General features: G+C 67.1%; 14 protein-coding genes. 4 read left to right on the top strand and 10 right to left on the bottom strand.

All coding sequences use genetic code 11. The features are described 5' to 3' along the window. The first annotated feature begins 20 nt into the window (after positions 1–20). From HD592_RS03875 to HD592_RS03865, 3 genes are all read left to right on the top strand, one after another. Positions 21–914: an SMP-30/gluconolactonase/LRE family protein gene (locus tag HD592_RS03875; protein ID WP_184452030.1), complete on the top strand. Its 894-nt coding sequence runs from the start codon at positions 21–23 to the stop codon at positions 912–914. A gap of 19 nt (positions 915–933) precedes the next feature. Next, positions 934–2,781, top strand: coding sequence for an alpha/beta hydrolase (locus tag HD592_RS03870; protein ID WP_184452028.1), 1,848 nt, complete (start codon positions 934–936; stop codon positions 2,779–2,781). A gap of 238 nt (positions 2,782–3,019) precedes the next feature. Further along, entirely contained in the window at positions 3,020–4,678 is a 1,659-nt protein-coding gene (locus HD592_RS03865; protein ID WP_184454408.1) for a DEAD/DEAH box helicase, read from the top strand. 139 nt (positions 4,679–4,817) lie between these two features. On the opposite strand, the gene HD592_RS03860 is transcribed toward HD592_RS03865, so the two are convergent. The 6 genes from HD592_RS03860 to HD592_RS03835 all read right to left on the bottom strand — a co-directional run bounded on the left by HD592_RS03860 (position 4,818) and on the right by HD592_RS03835 (position 11,231). Further along, positions 4,818–5,618 (bottom strand): beta-carotene 15,15'-monooxygenase, encoded by an 801-nt coding sequence (locus tag HD592_RS03860; RefSeq protein WP_184452026.1) that lies wholly within the window; start codon positions 5,616–5,618, stop codon positions 4,818–4,820. Beyond that, the gene (locus HD592_RS03855; protein ID WP_184452024.1) at positions 5,618–6,325 is read right to left on the bottom strand and encodes an ABC transporter ATP-binding protein; all 708 of its coding nucleotides are present in this window, start codon (positions 6,323–6,325) and stop codon (positions 5,618–5,620) included. The genes HD592_RS03860 and HD592_RS03855 overlap by 1 nt, the downstream gene beginning before the upstream one ends. After that, complete coding sequence (locus tag HD592_RS03850; protein ID WP_184452022.1) at positions 6,322–6,702, bottom strand: GntR family transcriptional regulator; 381 nt, start codon at positions 6,700–6,702, stop codon at positions 6,322–6,324. The genes HD592_RS03855 and HD592_RS03850 overlap by 4 nt, the downstream gene beginning before the upstream one ends. Positions 6,703–7,181: 479 nt before the next feature. After that, positions 7,182–9,566: a glycogen/starch/alpha-glucan phosphorylase gene (locus HD592_RS03845; protein WP_184452020.1), complete on the bottom strand. Its 2,385-nt coding sequence runs from the start codon at positions 9,564–9,566 to the stop codon at positions 7,182–7,184. A gap of 190 nt (positions 9,567–9,756) precedes the next feature. Further along, positions 9,757–10,389, bottom strand: coding sequence for a MarC family protein (locus HD592_RS03840; protein WP_184452018.1), 633 nt, complete (start codon positions 10,387–10,389; stop codon positions 9,757–9,759). Then, positions 10,386–11,231, bottom strand: a complete 846-nt coding sequence (locus tag HD592_RS03835; protein WP_184452016.1) for a PHP domain-containing protein — start codon at positions 11,229–11,231, stop codon at positions 10,386–10,388. The genes HD592_RS03840 and HD592_RS03835 overlap by 4 nt, the downstream gene beginning before the upstream one ends. A gap of 45 nt (positions 11,232–11,276) precedes the next feature. On the opposite strand from HD592_RS03835, the gene HD592_RS03830 reads away from it, so the two are divergent. Next, positions 11,277–12,809, top strand: a complete 1,533-nt coding sequence (locus HD592_RS03830) for an aminopeptidase P family protein (RefSeq protein WP_184452014.1) — start codon at positions 11,277–11,279, stop codon at positions 12,807–12,809. A gap of 18 nt (positions 12,810–12,827) precedes the next feature. Here the strand turns inward: HD592_RS03830 and HD592_RS03825 are convergent, their stop codons facing one another. The 4 genes from HD592_RS03825 to HD592_RS03810 all read right to left on the bottom strand — a co-directional run bounded on the left by HD592_RS03825 (position 12,828) and on the right by HD592_RS03810 (position 16,231). After that, complete coding sequence (locus HD592_RS03825) at positions 12,828–13,901, bottom strand: hypothetical protein (RefSeq protein WP_184452012.1); 1,074 nt, start codon at positions 13,899–13,901, stop codon at positions 12,828–12,830. Beyond that, entirely contained in the window at positions 13,898–14,623 is a 726-nt protein-coding gene (locus HD592_RS03820) for an ATP-binding cassette domain-containing protein (protein WP_184452010.1), read from the bottom strand. The genes HD592_RS03825 and HD592_RS03820 overlap by 4 nt, the downstream gene beginning before the upstream one ends. Further along, on the bottom strand, positions 14,614–15,654 hold the full coding sequence (locus HD592_RS03815) for a peptidoglycan-binding domain-containing protein (RefSeq protein ID WP_184452009.1): 1,041 nt from the start codon (positions 15,652–15,654) through the stop codon (positions 14,614–14,616). Before HD592_RS03815 ends, HD592_RS03820 begins: the two co-directional genes overlap by 10 nt. Positions 15,655–15,718: 64 nt before the next feature. After that, positions 15,719–16,231: a hypothetical protein gene (locus tag HD592_RS03810; RefSeq protein WP_184452008.1), complete on the bottom strand. Its 513-nt coding sequence runs from the start codon at positions 16,229–16,231 to the stop codon at positions 15,719–15,721. Between the last annotated feature and the right edge of the window lie 313 nt (positions 16,232–16,544).

Raw genomic sequence — 16,544 nt, 5'->3', positions numbered from 1 at the left:
ACACCCACGAGGAGACGACAATGAGAATGTCAGACCTGATCGCCGACGAATCGGCGCTCGAACGAGTCTTCACAGGGGGCCGATGGCTCGAAGGCCCCTGCTGGATCCCGCGCTCCAACACCCTGCGCTTCTCCGACGTCATCGGCGACAAGGTCTGGGACTACTCCCCGGAGACCTCCGAAGCCGTCGTCCACCTGGACTCGCCCGATCACGTCAACGGACGCGCCGTCGATCTCGACGGCACCGTCATCCAATGCTCCCACGGCGGGCGCCGCCTCGAACGCGACACCGACGGCGAGATCTGCGTCATCGTCGACCGCTGGCAGGAGCACCGGTTCAACGCCCCGAATGACGTGGTCGTCTCCTCCGACGGCTCGATCTGGTTCACCGACCCCGCCTACGGGATCATCTACCCGGAGGAGGGCCACCCCGGAAGACGCGAATACGCCGACCACTGGGTCTTCCGCATCACCCCGGAAGGACGCCTCACGGTCGCGATCACCGATGTCGTCGAACCCAACGGACTCGCCTTCTCCCCCGACGAGTCCGTCCTCTACGTCGCCGACTCCGCCGCCCTCAACCGCGACGGCCTCATGGGGCGCCACCACATCCGCCGCTACCTCATCGACGATTGGCGGGCGAAGGCCGGCGAGGACTTCGCCGAAGTCTCCCCCGGAGTCCCCGACGGCATCAAAGTCGACGAGCTGGGCAACGTGTGGAGCTCCTGCCTCGACGGAATCATCATCTACTCGCCCGAGGGCGAGGAGATCGGCAGGATCCCCGTCCCCGAGAAGGTCGGGAACCTCTGCTTCGGCGGAAGCGACGGATCCGACCTCTACATCGCCGCCACTTCCTCCCTCTACATGATCCCGACCCTGACGCGCGACTGCCGCAGGGCCTCCGGACGGGCATGACCGACAGGAGATGCACACCATGACGACGCCTGCGCCCCACGACCGCTCCTCCCGCTCCTCGACCTCCGCTCGAGCCCTGTGGCTCTCGCTCATCCTCCTGACGATCCTCGCCCTGTGCGGCGGCCTCATCGCGAAATCCGCCGACTCCGGATTCGGCAGGGTCGAGGTCACACGAGTCGAGTTCATGACCGATTCGAATGAGCCGATGGTCGCGAAGATCTACCGCCCGACGTGGGTGACGGCCGAGAACCCCGCGCCCGGCCTTCTCGCGCTTCACGGCTATCAATCCGACAAGGAGGCCACCACGACATTCGGGACGATCGAACTCGCGCGCCGAGGCTTCGTCGTCCTCAGCATCGACCAGTTCGGCCACGGATACTCCACTCAGCACGGCGTCGATCCGCAGATCATGTCGGGCGCGGCGAACGGCCTGGCCTACCTCAAGTCCCTCGATATCGTCGACGCGACCCGACTCGGCGCATTCGGGCACTCCACCGTTTCGATCTACGCCCTCAAACTCGCCAAGGCCGACGAGTCCGTCGGAGCGATCGTCGCCCTGTCGGGCAACGGCGGGGATCCGGACATCCTCGACGTCCGCAACTACCTGCTCGTCCAGGGCGACAACGAGGAGATCGGCGGATACCGCGAAGCGACCTTCCCGGTCTCGTCGCTCAACACCCACCCCGCGCGGCTCGAGGCCTTCGGCCTCGCCCCCGGTGAGACGATCGAATGGAACCGCACCTACGGCGACTTCGCCGACGGCAGCGCCCGACGGGCCGAACTCGTTTCAGGCACCCACCTCGGCGTCATGACCTCCGGCGCCTCGAACACCGCCGTGGTCGACTGGTTCAACGCGGCGCTTCGGGGCGGGCAGGAGGATCCCCACTGGATCCCCGCCGACTCCCACGTCTACCAGTGGAAGGAGATCGGCGGCGCGATCGCCCTCTTCTCGCTCGTCGCCTCGCTCATCCCCCTGCTGGGCCTCCTCCTGAGGCTCCCGGCCTTCGGCTCCATGCACCGCTCCGAGGGCCCGTACGCGGGAAGCGGCCGGAAGGGACTCGCCGTGTCGGCCGTCGTGAGCATCATCACGACGATCCTCCTCTACCCCCTGTTCACCCTAAAGGGCGGCGGCGATGATCCGATCTCCGCGGCAGTCCCCTTCCTGCCGCTGCAGATGGGCAACGGGATCGCGACCTGGCTGCTCGTGACGACCCTCCTGACCCTCATCGCCTTCCTCGTGTGGAAGAAGGCCGGAGCCGGCAAGGAGCAGAGCTGGTCCGACCTCGGGGTGGTACCGGCGCAGGGCGCACGCCATGGGATCCTCCGCGCGCTCGCCCTGTCGGCGGCGCTCATCGCCTGGCCCGTCATCGTCGTGAGCCTCACGGCCTTCTTCCGGGGCCCGGAGTTCCGGGTCCTCTGGCCGATGCTCAAGACCCTGACTCCCGAACGCGCCCTCATCCTCCTCCCCTACTTCCTCGTGATCTGGGCGTTCTTCTTCGTGGTCAACGGTCTTGGCCTCAATACGATGTCGAGGATCCCGGCGCGGGACGGTCAACGGGATCTCGTCCTGTGGGCCAAGCGCTTCGGATACGCCTGGGTCTGCGCCGTCCTCGGCCTGTGCCTCCTGTGGCTCTTCCACTTCGTCCCCGGCTACATGGGCATCGGGCCCGGGATGGACGTCATCGGGCTCACGAAACTCGGGGGAAGGTGGATGATGATGCTCAACGTCATCATCCCGCAGTTCACGGTCCTCGTCGCCCTCAACGTCTGGATGCAGGTGCGCACGCGCTCCATCTGGGTGGCCTCCACCGTCGGAGCCGCGCTCTTCGCCTGGATGATGGTGGGCGGACAGGTCGGGGCCTTCTAAGGGCACCGGGGCGCCCGAAATGAGTGAGTGACGCCATACCCGCTCGGTCAGCCGTGCTCGCCCTCGTACAATGGGGACGACCACGGCTGACCGGTCGCTTCGAAGCTTTCTTCTGCGCCCGAGGCGCACCCCGGATATTGCGCGATCGGCTGCCACCCCCACCCCCGGACGATCCCGGGAGGAAAGGCAGATCGTGACGACCACGACGAACGAGGGTGCGAATGCGCCCGAAACACCCATGACCACGACCGACGCCCCCGTCGAATACTCCGCGGGCGTCGTCAGGCTCGGCAGCATCGTCCCCGTTGCCGCCGAGCCGGAAGCCACCCCCGACATCGTCGACACCGGCGATGAGGACCTCGAGCACAAGACCTTCGCCGACTTCGGCGTCACCGACCCGATCGTCGACGCCCTCGCCGACAAGGGGATCACGCACCCCTTCCCGATTCAGGCGCTCACCCTGCCGCCCGCCCTCGACCGCCATGACATCATCGGCCAGGCGAAGACCGGAACCGGCAAAACCCTCGGCTTCGGCATCCCCGTCCTCGAGGACGTCATCGCGCCCGACGAAGAGGGCTACGACGAGCTCCTCAACCCGAACAGGCCGCAGGCCCTCATCGTCCTGCCGACCCGCGAACTGTGCAAGCAGGTCGCCCAGGACCTGCGCGAAGCCGCGAAGTACCTGTCGACCCGCATCGTCGAGATCTACGGCGGCGTCGCATTCGAACCGCAGATCGAGGCCCTGGAGAAGGGCGCGGACATCGTCGTCGGCACTCCCGGCCGCCTCATCGACCTCCTCCGCAAGAGCGTCCTCCACCTCAACGGCGTCGAGACCGTCGTCCTCGACGAGGCCGACGAGATGCTCGACCTCGGCTTCCTCCCCGATGTGGAGACCCTCCTGTCGCGCGTTCCCGCGAACCGGCACACGATGCTGTTCTCCGCGACGATGCCCGGACCCGTCGTGGCGCTCGCCCGCAGATTCATGGAGCACCCGACCCACATCCGCGCCCAGGACCCCGAGGACCAGAACCAGACGGTGAACACCGTCAAGCAGGTGATCTACCGGGTTCATGCGATGAACAAGGTCGAGGTCGTCGCACGGATCCTCCAGTCGGAGGGGCGCGGGCGCTCGATCATCTTCTGCCGGACCAAGCGCACGGCGGCCCGCCTCGGCGAGGACCTCACCGATCGCGGCTTCGCGGTCGGCTCCCTGCACGGGGACCTCGGCCAGGGCGCCCGCGAGCAGGCCCTGCGCGCCTTCCGCAAGGGCAAGGTCGACGTCCTCGTCGCCACCGACGTCGCGGCCCGCGGCATCGACGTCGACGAGGTCACGCACGTCATCAACTACCAGTGCCCCGAGGACGAGAAGATCTACATCCACCGCATCGGCCGCACGGGCCGCGCGGGCAACTCCGGCACGGCCGTCACCTTTGTGGACTGGGACGACACCCCGCGCTGGTCGCTCATCTCCAAGGCCCTGGGGCTCGGCGTGCCCGAACCCCTCGAGACCTACCACACCTCGCCCCACCTCTACACCGACCTGGACATCCCCGCCGGGACGACGGGGCGCCTCCCGCGCGCCAAGCGCACCCTCGCCGGCCTGGACGCCGAGGTCCTGGAGGATCTCGGCGGCCCCCGTCCCCGCTCGGAGGGACGAGGGCGGGGCCGCGGTCTCGACAGGGGAGGCCGGGGACGCGCCCACTCGGGCGAGCGCAATCGCCGTTCCAAGGACGGGGATCGCGAGCCCCGGGCCGGCCAGCAGGGGCGCTCTGATCGCGGAACACGGGGTCGCGGTCGTGGCAATCACACCCAGCCCGCCGAGGGCGCGCCGAAGGCGGCGAAGGCCCCTCGTCAGCGGGTGCGCCGCCGCAAGGGCGGCGACAAGTCCGCGGAGTGATCGGAGTGATCACCGCCTCTTGAGGGAGGCTCACGGCGCTGCGCCGCCTCACGGGCGGACCCGTTTCCTCCTCCCTCCCGTGAACGCCCCGGCCCCGCCCTCGTCGATGAACGAGGACGGGGCCGGAGCGCGAGCGGTCCTAGCGCAAGGAGGTGCGCCGCTCGATCGAACGGATGCCGAAGAGGGCCAGAACGATCGTGAGGAGGAAGGTCATCGGGATCATCCCGAGGCCGATGTGCGGATTCTCCGCTCCGTTGTACAAGTCGGCGAGCATCGAGGACCAGCTGAAGCTCAGCGTTTCAAGATCGATCGACCCGGGCAGGAGCATTCCGAGGAAGCTGAGGGCTTGACCCACGAGGTAGAGGAGCACGAGGCCGATCGCCGGGACGGTGAAGCCCTGGCGGTTCCAGCGTCCTTCCGCCCCGATGCTCATGACTGCGGCTCCGCCGAAGACCCACTGCGCGAGCGAGAGGAGGAGGCCGGCGCCGAAGATGACGATGACGATCGTCGGAACCGTGCCCGCGATCTCGATGAGCGCGCGCAGGCTCTCGGCGAGGCCCATCCCCGCCTCACGGCTCATCAGGATGTGGGAGACGAGGAGGCCGAAGACGGCGAAGAGCTGGCCGATCAGCCCGAAGAGCATTGCGAAGAGGGTCTTCGCCCAGTACAGGTCCCGTCCGCGCGCGGGGATCGTGTGGGTGAAGTAGCCGCGGGAGCCGTACATGCTCGTCCAATAGGCCGAGGCCAGCTGGACGACGATGACGAAGGGGACCGCGATTGAGGCGATGACGAGCGTGGCCTTCAGGACTCCCGAGACGAGGGGGATCTTCAGGAGCACGCCCCCGGCGGAGACGGCGACGACGAGCAGACCGACGCCGAGGACTGCGGCGATCTTCTTCCCGTTCTCGCGGAATTCCTGGGCGAAGAGTGTGGCGAACATCAGCGGTATTCCTTCCTGAAGAGCTGGTCGAGGGACATGCCGTGCTCGTCGCGCAGGTCGTCGGCGTTTCCGGCGAGGAGCAAACGGCCCTCCTTGAGCATGATGACCTCGTCGAGGATCGGCTCGACGTCGGAGATGAGGTGGGTGGACAGGAGCATCGAGGAGTCCGGGTCGAAGTCGCGCAGGATCCCTTCGAGGATGATGTCGCGGGCCGCCGGGTCGACGCCGGAGATCGGCTCGTCGAGGACGTAGAGGCGCGCCTTGCGCGCCATGACGAGGGCGATCTGGAGCTTTTGGCCCATGCCGCGGGACATCTCCTTGAGAGTGCGGTCCTTGGGAAGGCCGAAGTAGTCGATCGTTCTGCGGGCCTTGTCGGCGTCGAAGTCGGCGAAGAAGCGCTCGTAGAGGGCGATTGCCTTCTCGATGGTGAGGGAGGTGTCGAGGAAGTCCGCGCAGGGGAGGAAGGCGATCTCCGCTTTGGTCTCCACTCCGGGGGCTCGGCCGTTGATCTCGACCCTGCCCTGCCATTCGGCCAGGACTCCGGCGAGGATCTTCATGAGCGTCGTCTTCCCACAGCCGTTCTCGCCGACGAGGCCGATGATGCGGCCCGGCGCGATGTCGAGGCTGAGTCCGTGCAGGGCCCGGGTCTTCCCGTAGGCCTTGATGAGCCCTTCGATTCTCACGAGCGGGGTCGGGGTCTGATTCATCGTGTCCGTCCTTCGATGGGAGTGTCGTTCCAGAGTGCGGTCAAGAGGGACTGGGCGTCGTCGAGTCCGAGTCCGAGGGCGCGCAGCTGCGCGAGGTGATGGAGGGTCGCTTCTCGGGCGAGCTGTGCGCGGGCCGCGCCGATGAGGCTGTCGTCGTCGGTGACGAAGCGGCCCTGGGCGCGTTCGGCGAGGGTGAGGCCTTCGCGGTCGAGCTCGCCGAGCGCCCTTTGCACCGTGTTGGGGTTGGCGCCTTCGGCGAGGGCGAGTTCGCGCACGCTCGGGATCTTCGAGGCCGGGGGCCATGCGCCCGAGGCGATGCGCGCGCGAAAGGCGGTGGCGAGTTGGAGCCAGATCGGCCGCGTGTCATCGAAATCCATCGGCGCTCCTTCCATGTGTCACTGTATTAACTCGCTAACACAGTGACACGCGGAAGGAGCTGTGTCAAGCCCTTCATACAGTTCGCCGCCTCAAGAGGCCTTCGGGCCCGATGGCGCCGCCGCATCCCCCCTCATCGAGGTCATCACTTTTCTTCGCCGAAGTCATCACCTTCTGACGGCGAAGTCATCACCTTCCCTCACCGAGGGGATGCGCCCTCCGATTCCACGACTCCTCCCGCACGCGGCCCGACCCGCCCTCGGCAACCTTGGCGAAAGCGCGCACCGCCCCGCGAGCCGAGCGCACCGGGCGGCGCAGACAAGAGGACCCCGGGTATGACGAACCGCCGGGAGCGGAGCTTCAAAAGCCCGCCCCCGGCGGCGCATTCAGATCTCCTCGACGAAGAAAAGTGATGACTTCGCCGTCAAAAGGTGATGACCTCGTTGGAGAAAGGTGATGACCTCGCCGAGAGGAGGAGGGGTCAGGCCTCGTCTGCCGGGTTGGCGATCGGCGTCGGCTCCAGCTTCCACACCTCGTCCGCGTAATCGCGGATCGTGCGGTCGGAGGAGAAGCGCCCCGACTGAGTGATGTTCACCCAGGTCCTGCGCGCCCAGGCGCGCGCGTCCGCATGATCGGCGGCCATACGGTCCTTCGCCTCGCGGTAAGCCGCGAAATCGCCGAGGACGTAGTAGACGTCGGCGGGCTCATACCCCGACTCGAGGAGCGACCAGCGCAGATCGTGGAACCAGCCCGACCCCCGGTCGTCGAGGGTGCCGTCGACGAGGGCGTCGAGGACCCGCTTGAGACCGGGGACGTTCTCGTAGTGCCAGCGCGGATCGTAGTTCTTGCGCAGCTCGGGCAGCTCATCCTCGGTGGCGCCGAAGATGTAGGCGTTCTCGGGGCCGACCGCGTCGAGGATCTCGACGTTCGCGCCGTCGAGGGTGCCGAGCGTGAGCGCGCCGTTCATCATGAACTTCATGTTCGAGGTTCCCGAGGCCTCCTTGCCGGCCGTCGAGATCTGCTCGGACACGTCGGCGGCCGGGATGATGTGCTCGGCCGGCGAGACGTTGTAGTTGTGGATGAAGACGACCTTGATGCGCCCGTCGATGTCCGCGTCGTTGTTCACGAGCTCGGCGATCGTGTTGATGAGCTTGATGACGCCCTTGGCGCGGATGTAGCCCGGGGCCGCCTTCGCGCCGAAGATGAAGACTCGCTTGGGGACGTCCAGGCCCGGGTTCTCCTTGAGGCGGAAGTACAGGTCGAGGACGTAGAAAGCGTTGAGGAGCTGGCGCTTGTACTCGTGGAGGCGCTTGATCTGGACGTCGAAGATCGCGTCCGGGTCGATGTCGATCCCCTCGCGCTCCTTCACCCAGGCGGCGAAGTCGACCTTGTTCTCGCGCTTGATCTCGGTGAGCGCGTCGAGGACCGCATCGGTCGCGGCATCCGTGAAATCGCCGAGGACGGCGAGGTCGGTGACCCATGCGTCCGAGCCGGTGACCTCGTCGAGCAGGGCCGCGAGCCGCGGGTTGCACTGCTTGAGCCATCGCCTCGGCGTCACGCCGTTCGTCTTGTTGTTGAAGCGCTCGGGCCAGATCGCGTGCCATTCCTTGAGGGTCTCGCGCTTGATGATCTCGGTGTGGAGGGCGGCGACGCCGTTGATCGAGTAGGAGGCGTAGCAGGCGATCCACGCCATGCGGACGGTGTTGCCCGACACGGGGGCCATGTAGTCGACGACTCCCTGGTCGATGCCGCGTTCGGCCATGTCGATGCGGAAGCGGCGGTCGATCTCGCGGACGATTTCGCAGATGCGCGGGAAGAGGCGATCGAAGATCGTCATCTCCCAGGTCTCGAGGGCCTCGGCGAGGACCGTGTGGTTCGTGTACGCGAAGGTCTTGGACACGACCTCCCAGGCGTCCTCCCAGCCGAGCCCGTGGACGTCCATGAGGAGGCGCATGAGCTCGGGGATCGCGAGCACCGGGTGGGTGTCGTTGAGCTGGATGGCGTTGTAGGCGGCGAAGCCGCGGAGGTCCTCGCCGTGGTGGGCGACGTAGTTGTCGACGATCGCTTGGAGGGAGGCCGAGCAGAAGAAGTACTGCTGGCGGACGCGCAGGACCTTGCCCTCGAAGGTCGTGTCGTTCGGGTAGAGGACGCGTGAGATGTCGTTCGTCCGCTCGCGGTCGACGATCGCGTCGGTGAAGCGCTGGGAGTTGAAGGCGTCGTAGTCGAACTCCTCGATGGGTTCGGCCTTCCACAGGCGCAGGGTGTTGACGTTGCGCGTGCCGTAGCCGGTGATCGGCATGTCGTAGGGGACGGCGCGCACGGTGAGGTCGGCGTAGGAGACGATCCGGGCCTCCTCCTCGCGGCGGATGACGAAGGGGTAGCCCTCCTCCATCCAGGGGTCGGGGTGCTCGGTTTGGAAGCCGTTGTTGAAGAGCTGCTTGAACAGGCCGTAGCGGTAGAGGATGCCGTAGCCGGCGACCGGCAGGTCGAGGGTCGCGCAGGAGTCGAGGAAGCATGCGGCCAGGCGCCCGAGGCCGCCGTTGCCCAGCGCCGCATCCGCTTCTTCTTCGAGGACGAGGGAGAGGTCCTGTCCGTATTCGGCGAGGGCGGAGCGGGCGTCGTCGACGAGGCCGAGGTTGGAGAGGTTGTTGAGGAGGGCGCGTCCCATGAGGAACTCGGCGGAGAAGTAGTGCTCCTGGCGGCCCTTCGCATAGGTCTCGGTCGTTTCGGACCAGCGGTCGGCGATCTGATCGACGACGGCAGCGGACAGGCCCTGCCACAGCTCCATGGTCGTCGACTTTGCGACGGGACGGCCGGAGACGGCGCGCACCTGGGTCGCGAAGGTCTCGGGGAGGTTCTGCGTCATGAGTACTCCAGTGTTGAACGTTGAAGCGGCGCGCCCGCTGAGAACGGACACTACGGGAAGGGCCGCCGACGCGTTCTGGGGCGACGCGCGTCGCCGCCTTGCGCCCGTCGGTGGACGTTCCCGTCGTGCTCACTCTACCGCGAAATCACGGAAACGTTTCCGCCCCGTTCTCATGCGGCTTTCCCAGGGCCTACAAAGGCCAGGAGCTCGCGATGAAATCGAAGATCCCTCCCATGACCAATTGGGTGGCGATCGCCGCCAGGAGCAGGCCCATGATCTTCGTGAGCAGCATGATGCCCCCGGGGCCCAAGAGCTTCGACAGCAGCATCGAGAAGCGCATCGTCGCCCACATGACGAGATGAGCGAGGACCACGGCGACGATCGCACCGACCCAGCCCCCGACCGAGGCCTTCGCCTGGGCGACCGAGACCATGACCGCGACGATCGCACCGGGCCCGGCGAGCAGCGGCGTCCCCAGGGGGACGAGGGCGACGTTCACCGACTCATCACCGGTGTCGGGCTCCTCGCTGTCGGAGCCCATGAGGAGTTCCATCGCGACGAGGAAGAGGAGGACGCCGCCGGACAGTTTGAGGGCCTCCATCGAGATCTGCAAGAGGTGGAGGATCGACTGGCCGAGCACCGCGAAGACCAGGATGACCGAGGAGGAGACGAGGGTCGCCTGGATCGCCGCCCGCTTCTGCCGGGCCGGCGTCATGCGGCCCGTCAGCGACAGGAACACGGGGATCGTTCCGAAGGGGTCGAGGATGACGATGAGCGTGGTGAAGGTCGTCGCGAAGAGCGCGACATCGAAGACGGCGCTCACGGACGGACCACCTCGATGCGGCCGCGCGCCTCGACCTCGTCGAAGACCTCCGGCGAGGTGAGGTTCTCGCCCAGTCGGTTCGGCTTGCCGGCCCCGTGATAGTCCGAGGAGCCGAAAAGAGCGAGTCCGAGCCCGCGTGCGAGGGCATCGACGGCCACCCGGTCTTCGGCGGCGTGATCGCGATGATCCCTTTCGATCCCGAAGAGCCCCGCCTCGGCCATCGCCGCGATCGTCTCCTCGGGCAGGAGGCGCTGCCTCGCCCTCGCCCTGGGATGGGCGAGAACCGGGACCCCGCCGGCCTCCAGGACGATCTCAACAGCCTCGACGGGATCGGGAGCCCAATGATGGACGTAGTAGGGCCCCGAGGGATGCAGGGCGCCGCGGAAGGCCGCCGAGCGATCCTCGAAGGCCCCCGCCTCGACGAGCGCGTCGGCGATGTGCGGCCGGCCGACGGGACCGTCCTCGGCCGCACGGCAACGGACGTCCTCCCAGGTGATCGGGAAGTCCTCCGCGAGGCGCTCGACCATCGCCTTGGCGCGCGTCCTGCGGCTCGTGCGCGACTTGTCCAGAGCGGCGACAAGGCGCGCAGAATCCGGGTCCGGCAGCAGTCCGAGCAGATGCACGGTGACGCCCTCGGCCGAGCAGCTCATCTCCACCCCGCGCACGAGGGCGACGCCCGTGTCCGCCACGGCCGCTTCCGCTTCGGCCCAGCCCTCGAAAGTGTCATGGTCGGTGAGGCCGAGGACGTCCAGGCCCGCGTCCGCGCCCGCGGCGAGGAGTTCAGCGGGGGCGTCGGTGCCGTCTGAGCATGACGAATGAGTGTGAAGGTCGATCCGGAGCATGCCTCGAGGGTATAGGCTGCCCCGATCGAGTGCCACAATGGGGCCATGACTGATTCGCCCAGCACCTCTCCCGAAGAATCCGCGCCCCAGTCGATGGCCGACAGGGGCGACACCCGTTCCAGGCGACCCGATTCGGACGCCTTCCGCGCCTTCATGGCCTCGGGCTGGGGCGAGCGCGTCACGGCGCCGGTCGAACGCTCCGGCGCCGCCGAGCATCTTCCCGCCCGTGCCGTCGCCGCGGGCGAGCCCTTCACGGGACAGCGCCTCGTCGTTCCGGCCGGCACTTTCAAGGTGCGCAACAACGACTGCGATTACCGCTTCCGCGCGCACTCGGCCTTCGCCCACCTCACGGGCCTGGGGGGCGAGCGCGAGCCCGACGCGGTGCTCGTCCTCGAACCCCGGGAGGCCGGCGGGCACGAGGCCGTCCTCTACTTCAAGCCGCGCGCCTCGCGCACCTCGAAGGAGTTCTACGCGGATTCGCGCTACGGCGAGTTCTGGGTGGGGGCGCGCCCCTCTCTGGAGGAGGTCAGCGCCCAGACGGGCCTGCGCTGCGCCCACATCGATACCCTGCGCGACGCGCTCGCCAAGGATGCGGGTCAGGTCGATCTGCGGATCGTGCGCGGAGTCGACTCGAATGTCGAGTCCATGGTCGAAGAGGTCCGCTCCCAGGCCGGCCTGCCCGTCGGCGAGGACGCCCGGCACGAGGATGAGAGATTCGAAGAGCGCCTCTCGGAGATCCGCCTGCGCAAGGATCCCTTCGAGCGCGCCGAGCTGCGCCGCGCCGTCGAGGCGACGAAGCTCGGATTCGACGACATCCTCAAGGCCCTGCCCCGGGCCGTCGGCCACCGCCGCGGGGAGCGCGTCATCGAGGGAGCGTTCGGCGCGGTCGCGCGCGAGGAGGGCAACGGCCTCGGCTACGACACGATCGCCGCTTCGGGCAATCACGCGAACACGCTCCACTGGATCGACAACGACGGCCCGGTGAACGAGGGCGACCTCGTCCTCGTCGATGCGGGCGTCGAAGTCGATTCCCTTTACACCGCCGATATCACGCGCACCCTCCCGGTCAACGGGACGTTCAGCGAGGTGCAGGCCCGCGTCTACCAGGCCGTTCTCGATGCCTGCGAGGCGGCGCTCGCCAGGGCCAACGAGCCGGGTTGCCGCTTCCAGGACGTCCATGACGCGGCCATGCGGGTCATCGCGGCCCGTTTGCGCGAATGGAGCCTGCTGCCGGTGACCGTCGAGGAGTCCCTGTCCCCCGCCGGTCAGCAGCACCGCCGTTGGATGCCTCACGGCACCTGCCACCACCTCGGCCTCGACGTGCACGACTGCGCCAAGGCCCGCCGCGAGATGTATCAGGAGGCCCTGCTCGAACCGGGGATGGCCTTCACGATCGAACCGGGATTGTACTTCCGCGCCGATGACGAGCTGATCCCCGCCGAATACCGCGGGATCGGCGTGCGCATCGAAGACGATGTCATCGTCAACGAGGACGGGAGCGTCACCAGGATCTCCGAGGACATCCCGCGCACCATCGCCGAGGTCGAGGCCTGGATCGCCGCGGCTCAGGGATGCTGAGCTCTCGTCTCATCGTCCTCATCGCGTCTTGAAGTAGGAGAAGAGGTGATCTTCGCGCGTCGCTGACCAGCCGATGGCGGCTCCCGCAAGGGATGCGACCGTTGCCGCCCAGATGATGCGGTTCGTCAGGATCAACGGCGCGGGATCATCGATCACGCCGAGCCCGGCCATGAGGATGATCGCCGCCGACTCGGACAGCAGCATCGCAGGGCCGAGCCACCACAGGGTTTCGACGAGCACGATCCCGGCCATGTCTCTTCTCGAGGCGCCCGCATGCAGGCCCGAGGCCAGTTGGAGGCGCCGCAGCCGTACGGAGGCGAAACCGAGCACCAGGCAGGCCGCAGCGACTCCGATCGGGGAGAATCGGGTGATTCTGGCGTCGAATTGATCTTTGCCCGCGAATCGCGCGCCGAGGACGGGGTTGAGCTGACCGAGTCTCGCAGTCGCTTCCTGCGAGTCCTTCGCAGGGACGAGGGCGGAGTAGACGAGACCGGTCACCAGATCGGATTGGGGCCAGGCATCGACCCAGCACTCGTCGTAGACGCTCCTCGTGTTCGAGGGCACGAGAATCATGTACCCGTATCCGGAGGCCCTCCCGTCGTCCGGATAGGGGTACACGCCGGAGACGACGAGTCCGCCCTGATCGCTCGCGATCGTGTCCCCGGGTACAGCCCCTGTCGCCTCGGCGACTTGGTCGGATATCACTGCTCCCGGCCGGAAACCGGAATCGGGGAGGAGGAGGGTGGGGAAGGAGGCGGTGACAGTCGCGACGGGGACCGGCGCCGAGGGCAGGACGGACAGGCGCAACCGTTCCTCTTCGATCGCGAGGGCGCCTGCGGCGCGGACGCCCTGGACCTCATTGAGTGCTTCGCACGCCGTCGGATCGATCTGTCCGGGTGCTTGGAGAGTGATGATGGATGCGCCTTTGGCGGTGTATTCGCGGGCCGCGAGGCTGACGGCGTGCGATTGGAGGATCTCGGCGCTCACTGCGGCCGTGACGAGGGCGAGGACTGCGATCCCCCAGACGAGCGCCCGGCTCGTCCCGCTGACCGTGTCCCGCCAGCTCTCGCTCAGGATGGACGTCCATCTCATCGGAGCCCCCATCGCCGACGGAGGCCCTGCGGCGTGCGGGGCTGAGAGGAATCGGAGGCGCTTTCGGCGCCCTCGTCGGCTGCCGGGCCTCCGTCGCCCGCTTGCGCGGCTTCCGGTCCTTCCTGGTGCGCGCGCAGGTCGATGACTCGGGTGCACATGTCCCGAGTCGCCTCGTCATGGGTGGCGATGACGACGATCGTTGAGGGGTCAGCTAGAGCGGCGATCGTCGTGTTGACGTCCTTGCGGGTGAGCAGGTCCAGTTGGGCGGTCGGTTCGTCGATGAGGAAGAGGGCGGGGCGGGAGGCCGCGGCTCGTGCGAGCATGAGACGCTGCGCTTCTCCCCCGGAGAGGCTGTGGAAGCCTTGATGGGCGAGCGGGTCCAATCCGAATCGTCGCAGCAGGTCGAATGCTTCTGCTTCGGCTTCGCAGCGGCGGGCGCCCGCAGCGAGAAGGGGGAAGGCGACGTGATCGAGGACGCTCCGACTGGGCGTCCCGTGGGGGTTTTGAAACACCCATGCGGTCCTCCCCTCCCCCTGGCGCGCGATCGTCCCTTCGGCGGGGGCCGTCCATCCGGCGATGAGACTGAGCAGCGTGCTCTTGCCGCTTCCCGAGGGGCCGACGAGGGCGTAGATCTGCCCGGGGACGAGGCGCGCGCTCAATCCTTTGAACAGCCAGGGGCCTCCGGCGAAACGATGTCCGACGGAATCGATGACTACCTGCATGATGCGGCGTTTCGGGGCGGGGCGGGCAGGGAGGCGGGTGCGGGCGCCCCGTCCGGGAACAGGATGTGGGTCTGCCCCAGTTCGGAGGAGAGGATCTTCACCGGTCTGGGGAGGCCGTTGTCGAGGACGCAGGCATCGGCCCCGTCGACCTCGTAGATCGCTGATGGGCTGACCGCGTGAACGAGGGTCGGCTCGGCGAGGCTGAGTGAGGCGTCGAGATTCGGAGCGGGCTCATCATTTTGCGCCGATAACCAGTGCTGGTACGAGGAGGTGGTTTGCAACTCGGCGAGGGCTTGCGGGTCTTCGAGGATCCCGGCTTCCTCGACGGGGAAGTCGCGTCCATCGACCGTCAGGAGTCGCTGTCCGGGCAGGAGATCGGCGGGCATGTCGACGACTCGCGCGCGCACGAGGGTGCGATCGAGTACGGCGATTTCATCGTGCTCTACGATGCCCTCCCCGGCGGATGCGGCGCAGGAGGAGGGAACGACGCTCGGCTCGGGGAGCCAGACGAAGGAGGCCCGGGGGATCAGCGCGTAGGAGGAGAACGCGGGGGTGCCGCTCAGGCCGACGAGGTCGGCGACGGAGCGCAGGGTTTGCGGACCGATACGCCCGTCGGCGTCAACGAGGTATCCGAGGCGTTGAAGCTCCGCCTGCAGGGCAGTGACGTCGTCGCCTTGATCGCCCGGACCCAGGTCGCGCCACAGGGGGATGGCGGTGGCCAGCGCGTAGAGCCTCTGGTCGCCGAGGGTCATCATATGGTCGCCGGAGGCGATCGCTTGGCCCGCCTGACACGCCGATTCGGTGATGAGGCCGTCGCTCGGAGATTTGAGGGATGCGCTCGGCCCGAGTTCGAGCGCCAGGCGAATGCTCCTTCTGTCGTCGATGGTGCGCTGGACGACGGGGGTGTCGACGACGGCAGGCGTTTCTTCGAGCCCCCGGGGGGAAACAGGTCGGAAGAGGAGCGCCCCGAGGGCGGCTCCCGCGCCGATGGCGACGACAAGGGCCGCGATTCCCAGAAGTGCTCGTGTCATTGTTTCTCCCTCCCGCATGCTGCGGGCCCGACGTCTGCGCGTCGGGCCCGCGGCATCATGCGCTTCACTGGAGGCTGAGGTGCCCGAGAGCGTCCTGCGAGCAGACATACGCGGCACGCGACTGCGACGCCGGATCACCGCTCATATACCACTCATTCATCTCCTCAACCGTGGCACCCGCCTCAAGAAGCCCCGCCCGCACCAGACAATCCCTCTCCGCACTCGGCCAATCGACATTCTCAGGATTCGCTTTCAAAGAGCGGTACCAGATCTCCGTGTCGATAAGCCCTGATTTCGTATCGCAGTCGACCTTAAGGCGAGATTCCTCCTCTTCACTGATGTCCGTCCGAGCATCGATACTGCCCGTCCCATCGGGATTCATGACGATTCCAGTGAAGCCGTTCTCCTCCAGGCATTGACGCGATCGATTTTGAGCTTCGAAATACTCCGAATCGGTAATCGTTCCGTCACGCACCGCTTCACGGAAATACTCCGACTCAGAATCCCGGTAGGCTTGAGCGAGCTCTGGGCCATAAGGGCCCGTAAACTGCGACACCACCTCTGACTGGCCAGACATCGCCGACTGACTGTACGAATCAAAGTATGTACAGGAAGACAAAAGGAGAGTCGCAGCACCTATGAAGGCGCACGAAAGAAGGCCCTCCCTCATCACAGCCTCTGATCATAGGAACTCTGCTGCCATCCGCTGAAACACTGCCAGAAACGCGATTTAGTTCCTCGGGGTTGCCAACCGGCACTTCGCCACGTGCCGTTGACCTTCTCCTTTTAATTGGACGCGCTGCATCCGTCGGCCAGGGAATAACCTCCCGAGTACAAGACCGAATGAACGCATGTGAATGCTTGGGCGCTCGTGTGAGGACTCGACGCCA

Source organism: Schaalia hyovaginalis, from assembly GCF_014208035.1.
GTDB lineage: Bacteria > Actinomycetota > Actinomycetes > Actinomycetales > Actinomycetaceae > Pauljensenia > Pauljensenia hyovaginalis.
The sequence above is the reverse complement of the archived record's forward strand: the minus strand, read 5'-3'. Positions and strand labels throughout refer to the sequence as shown.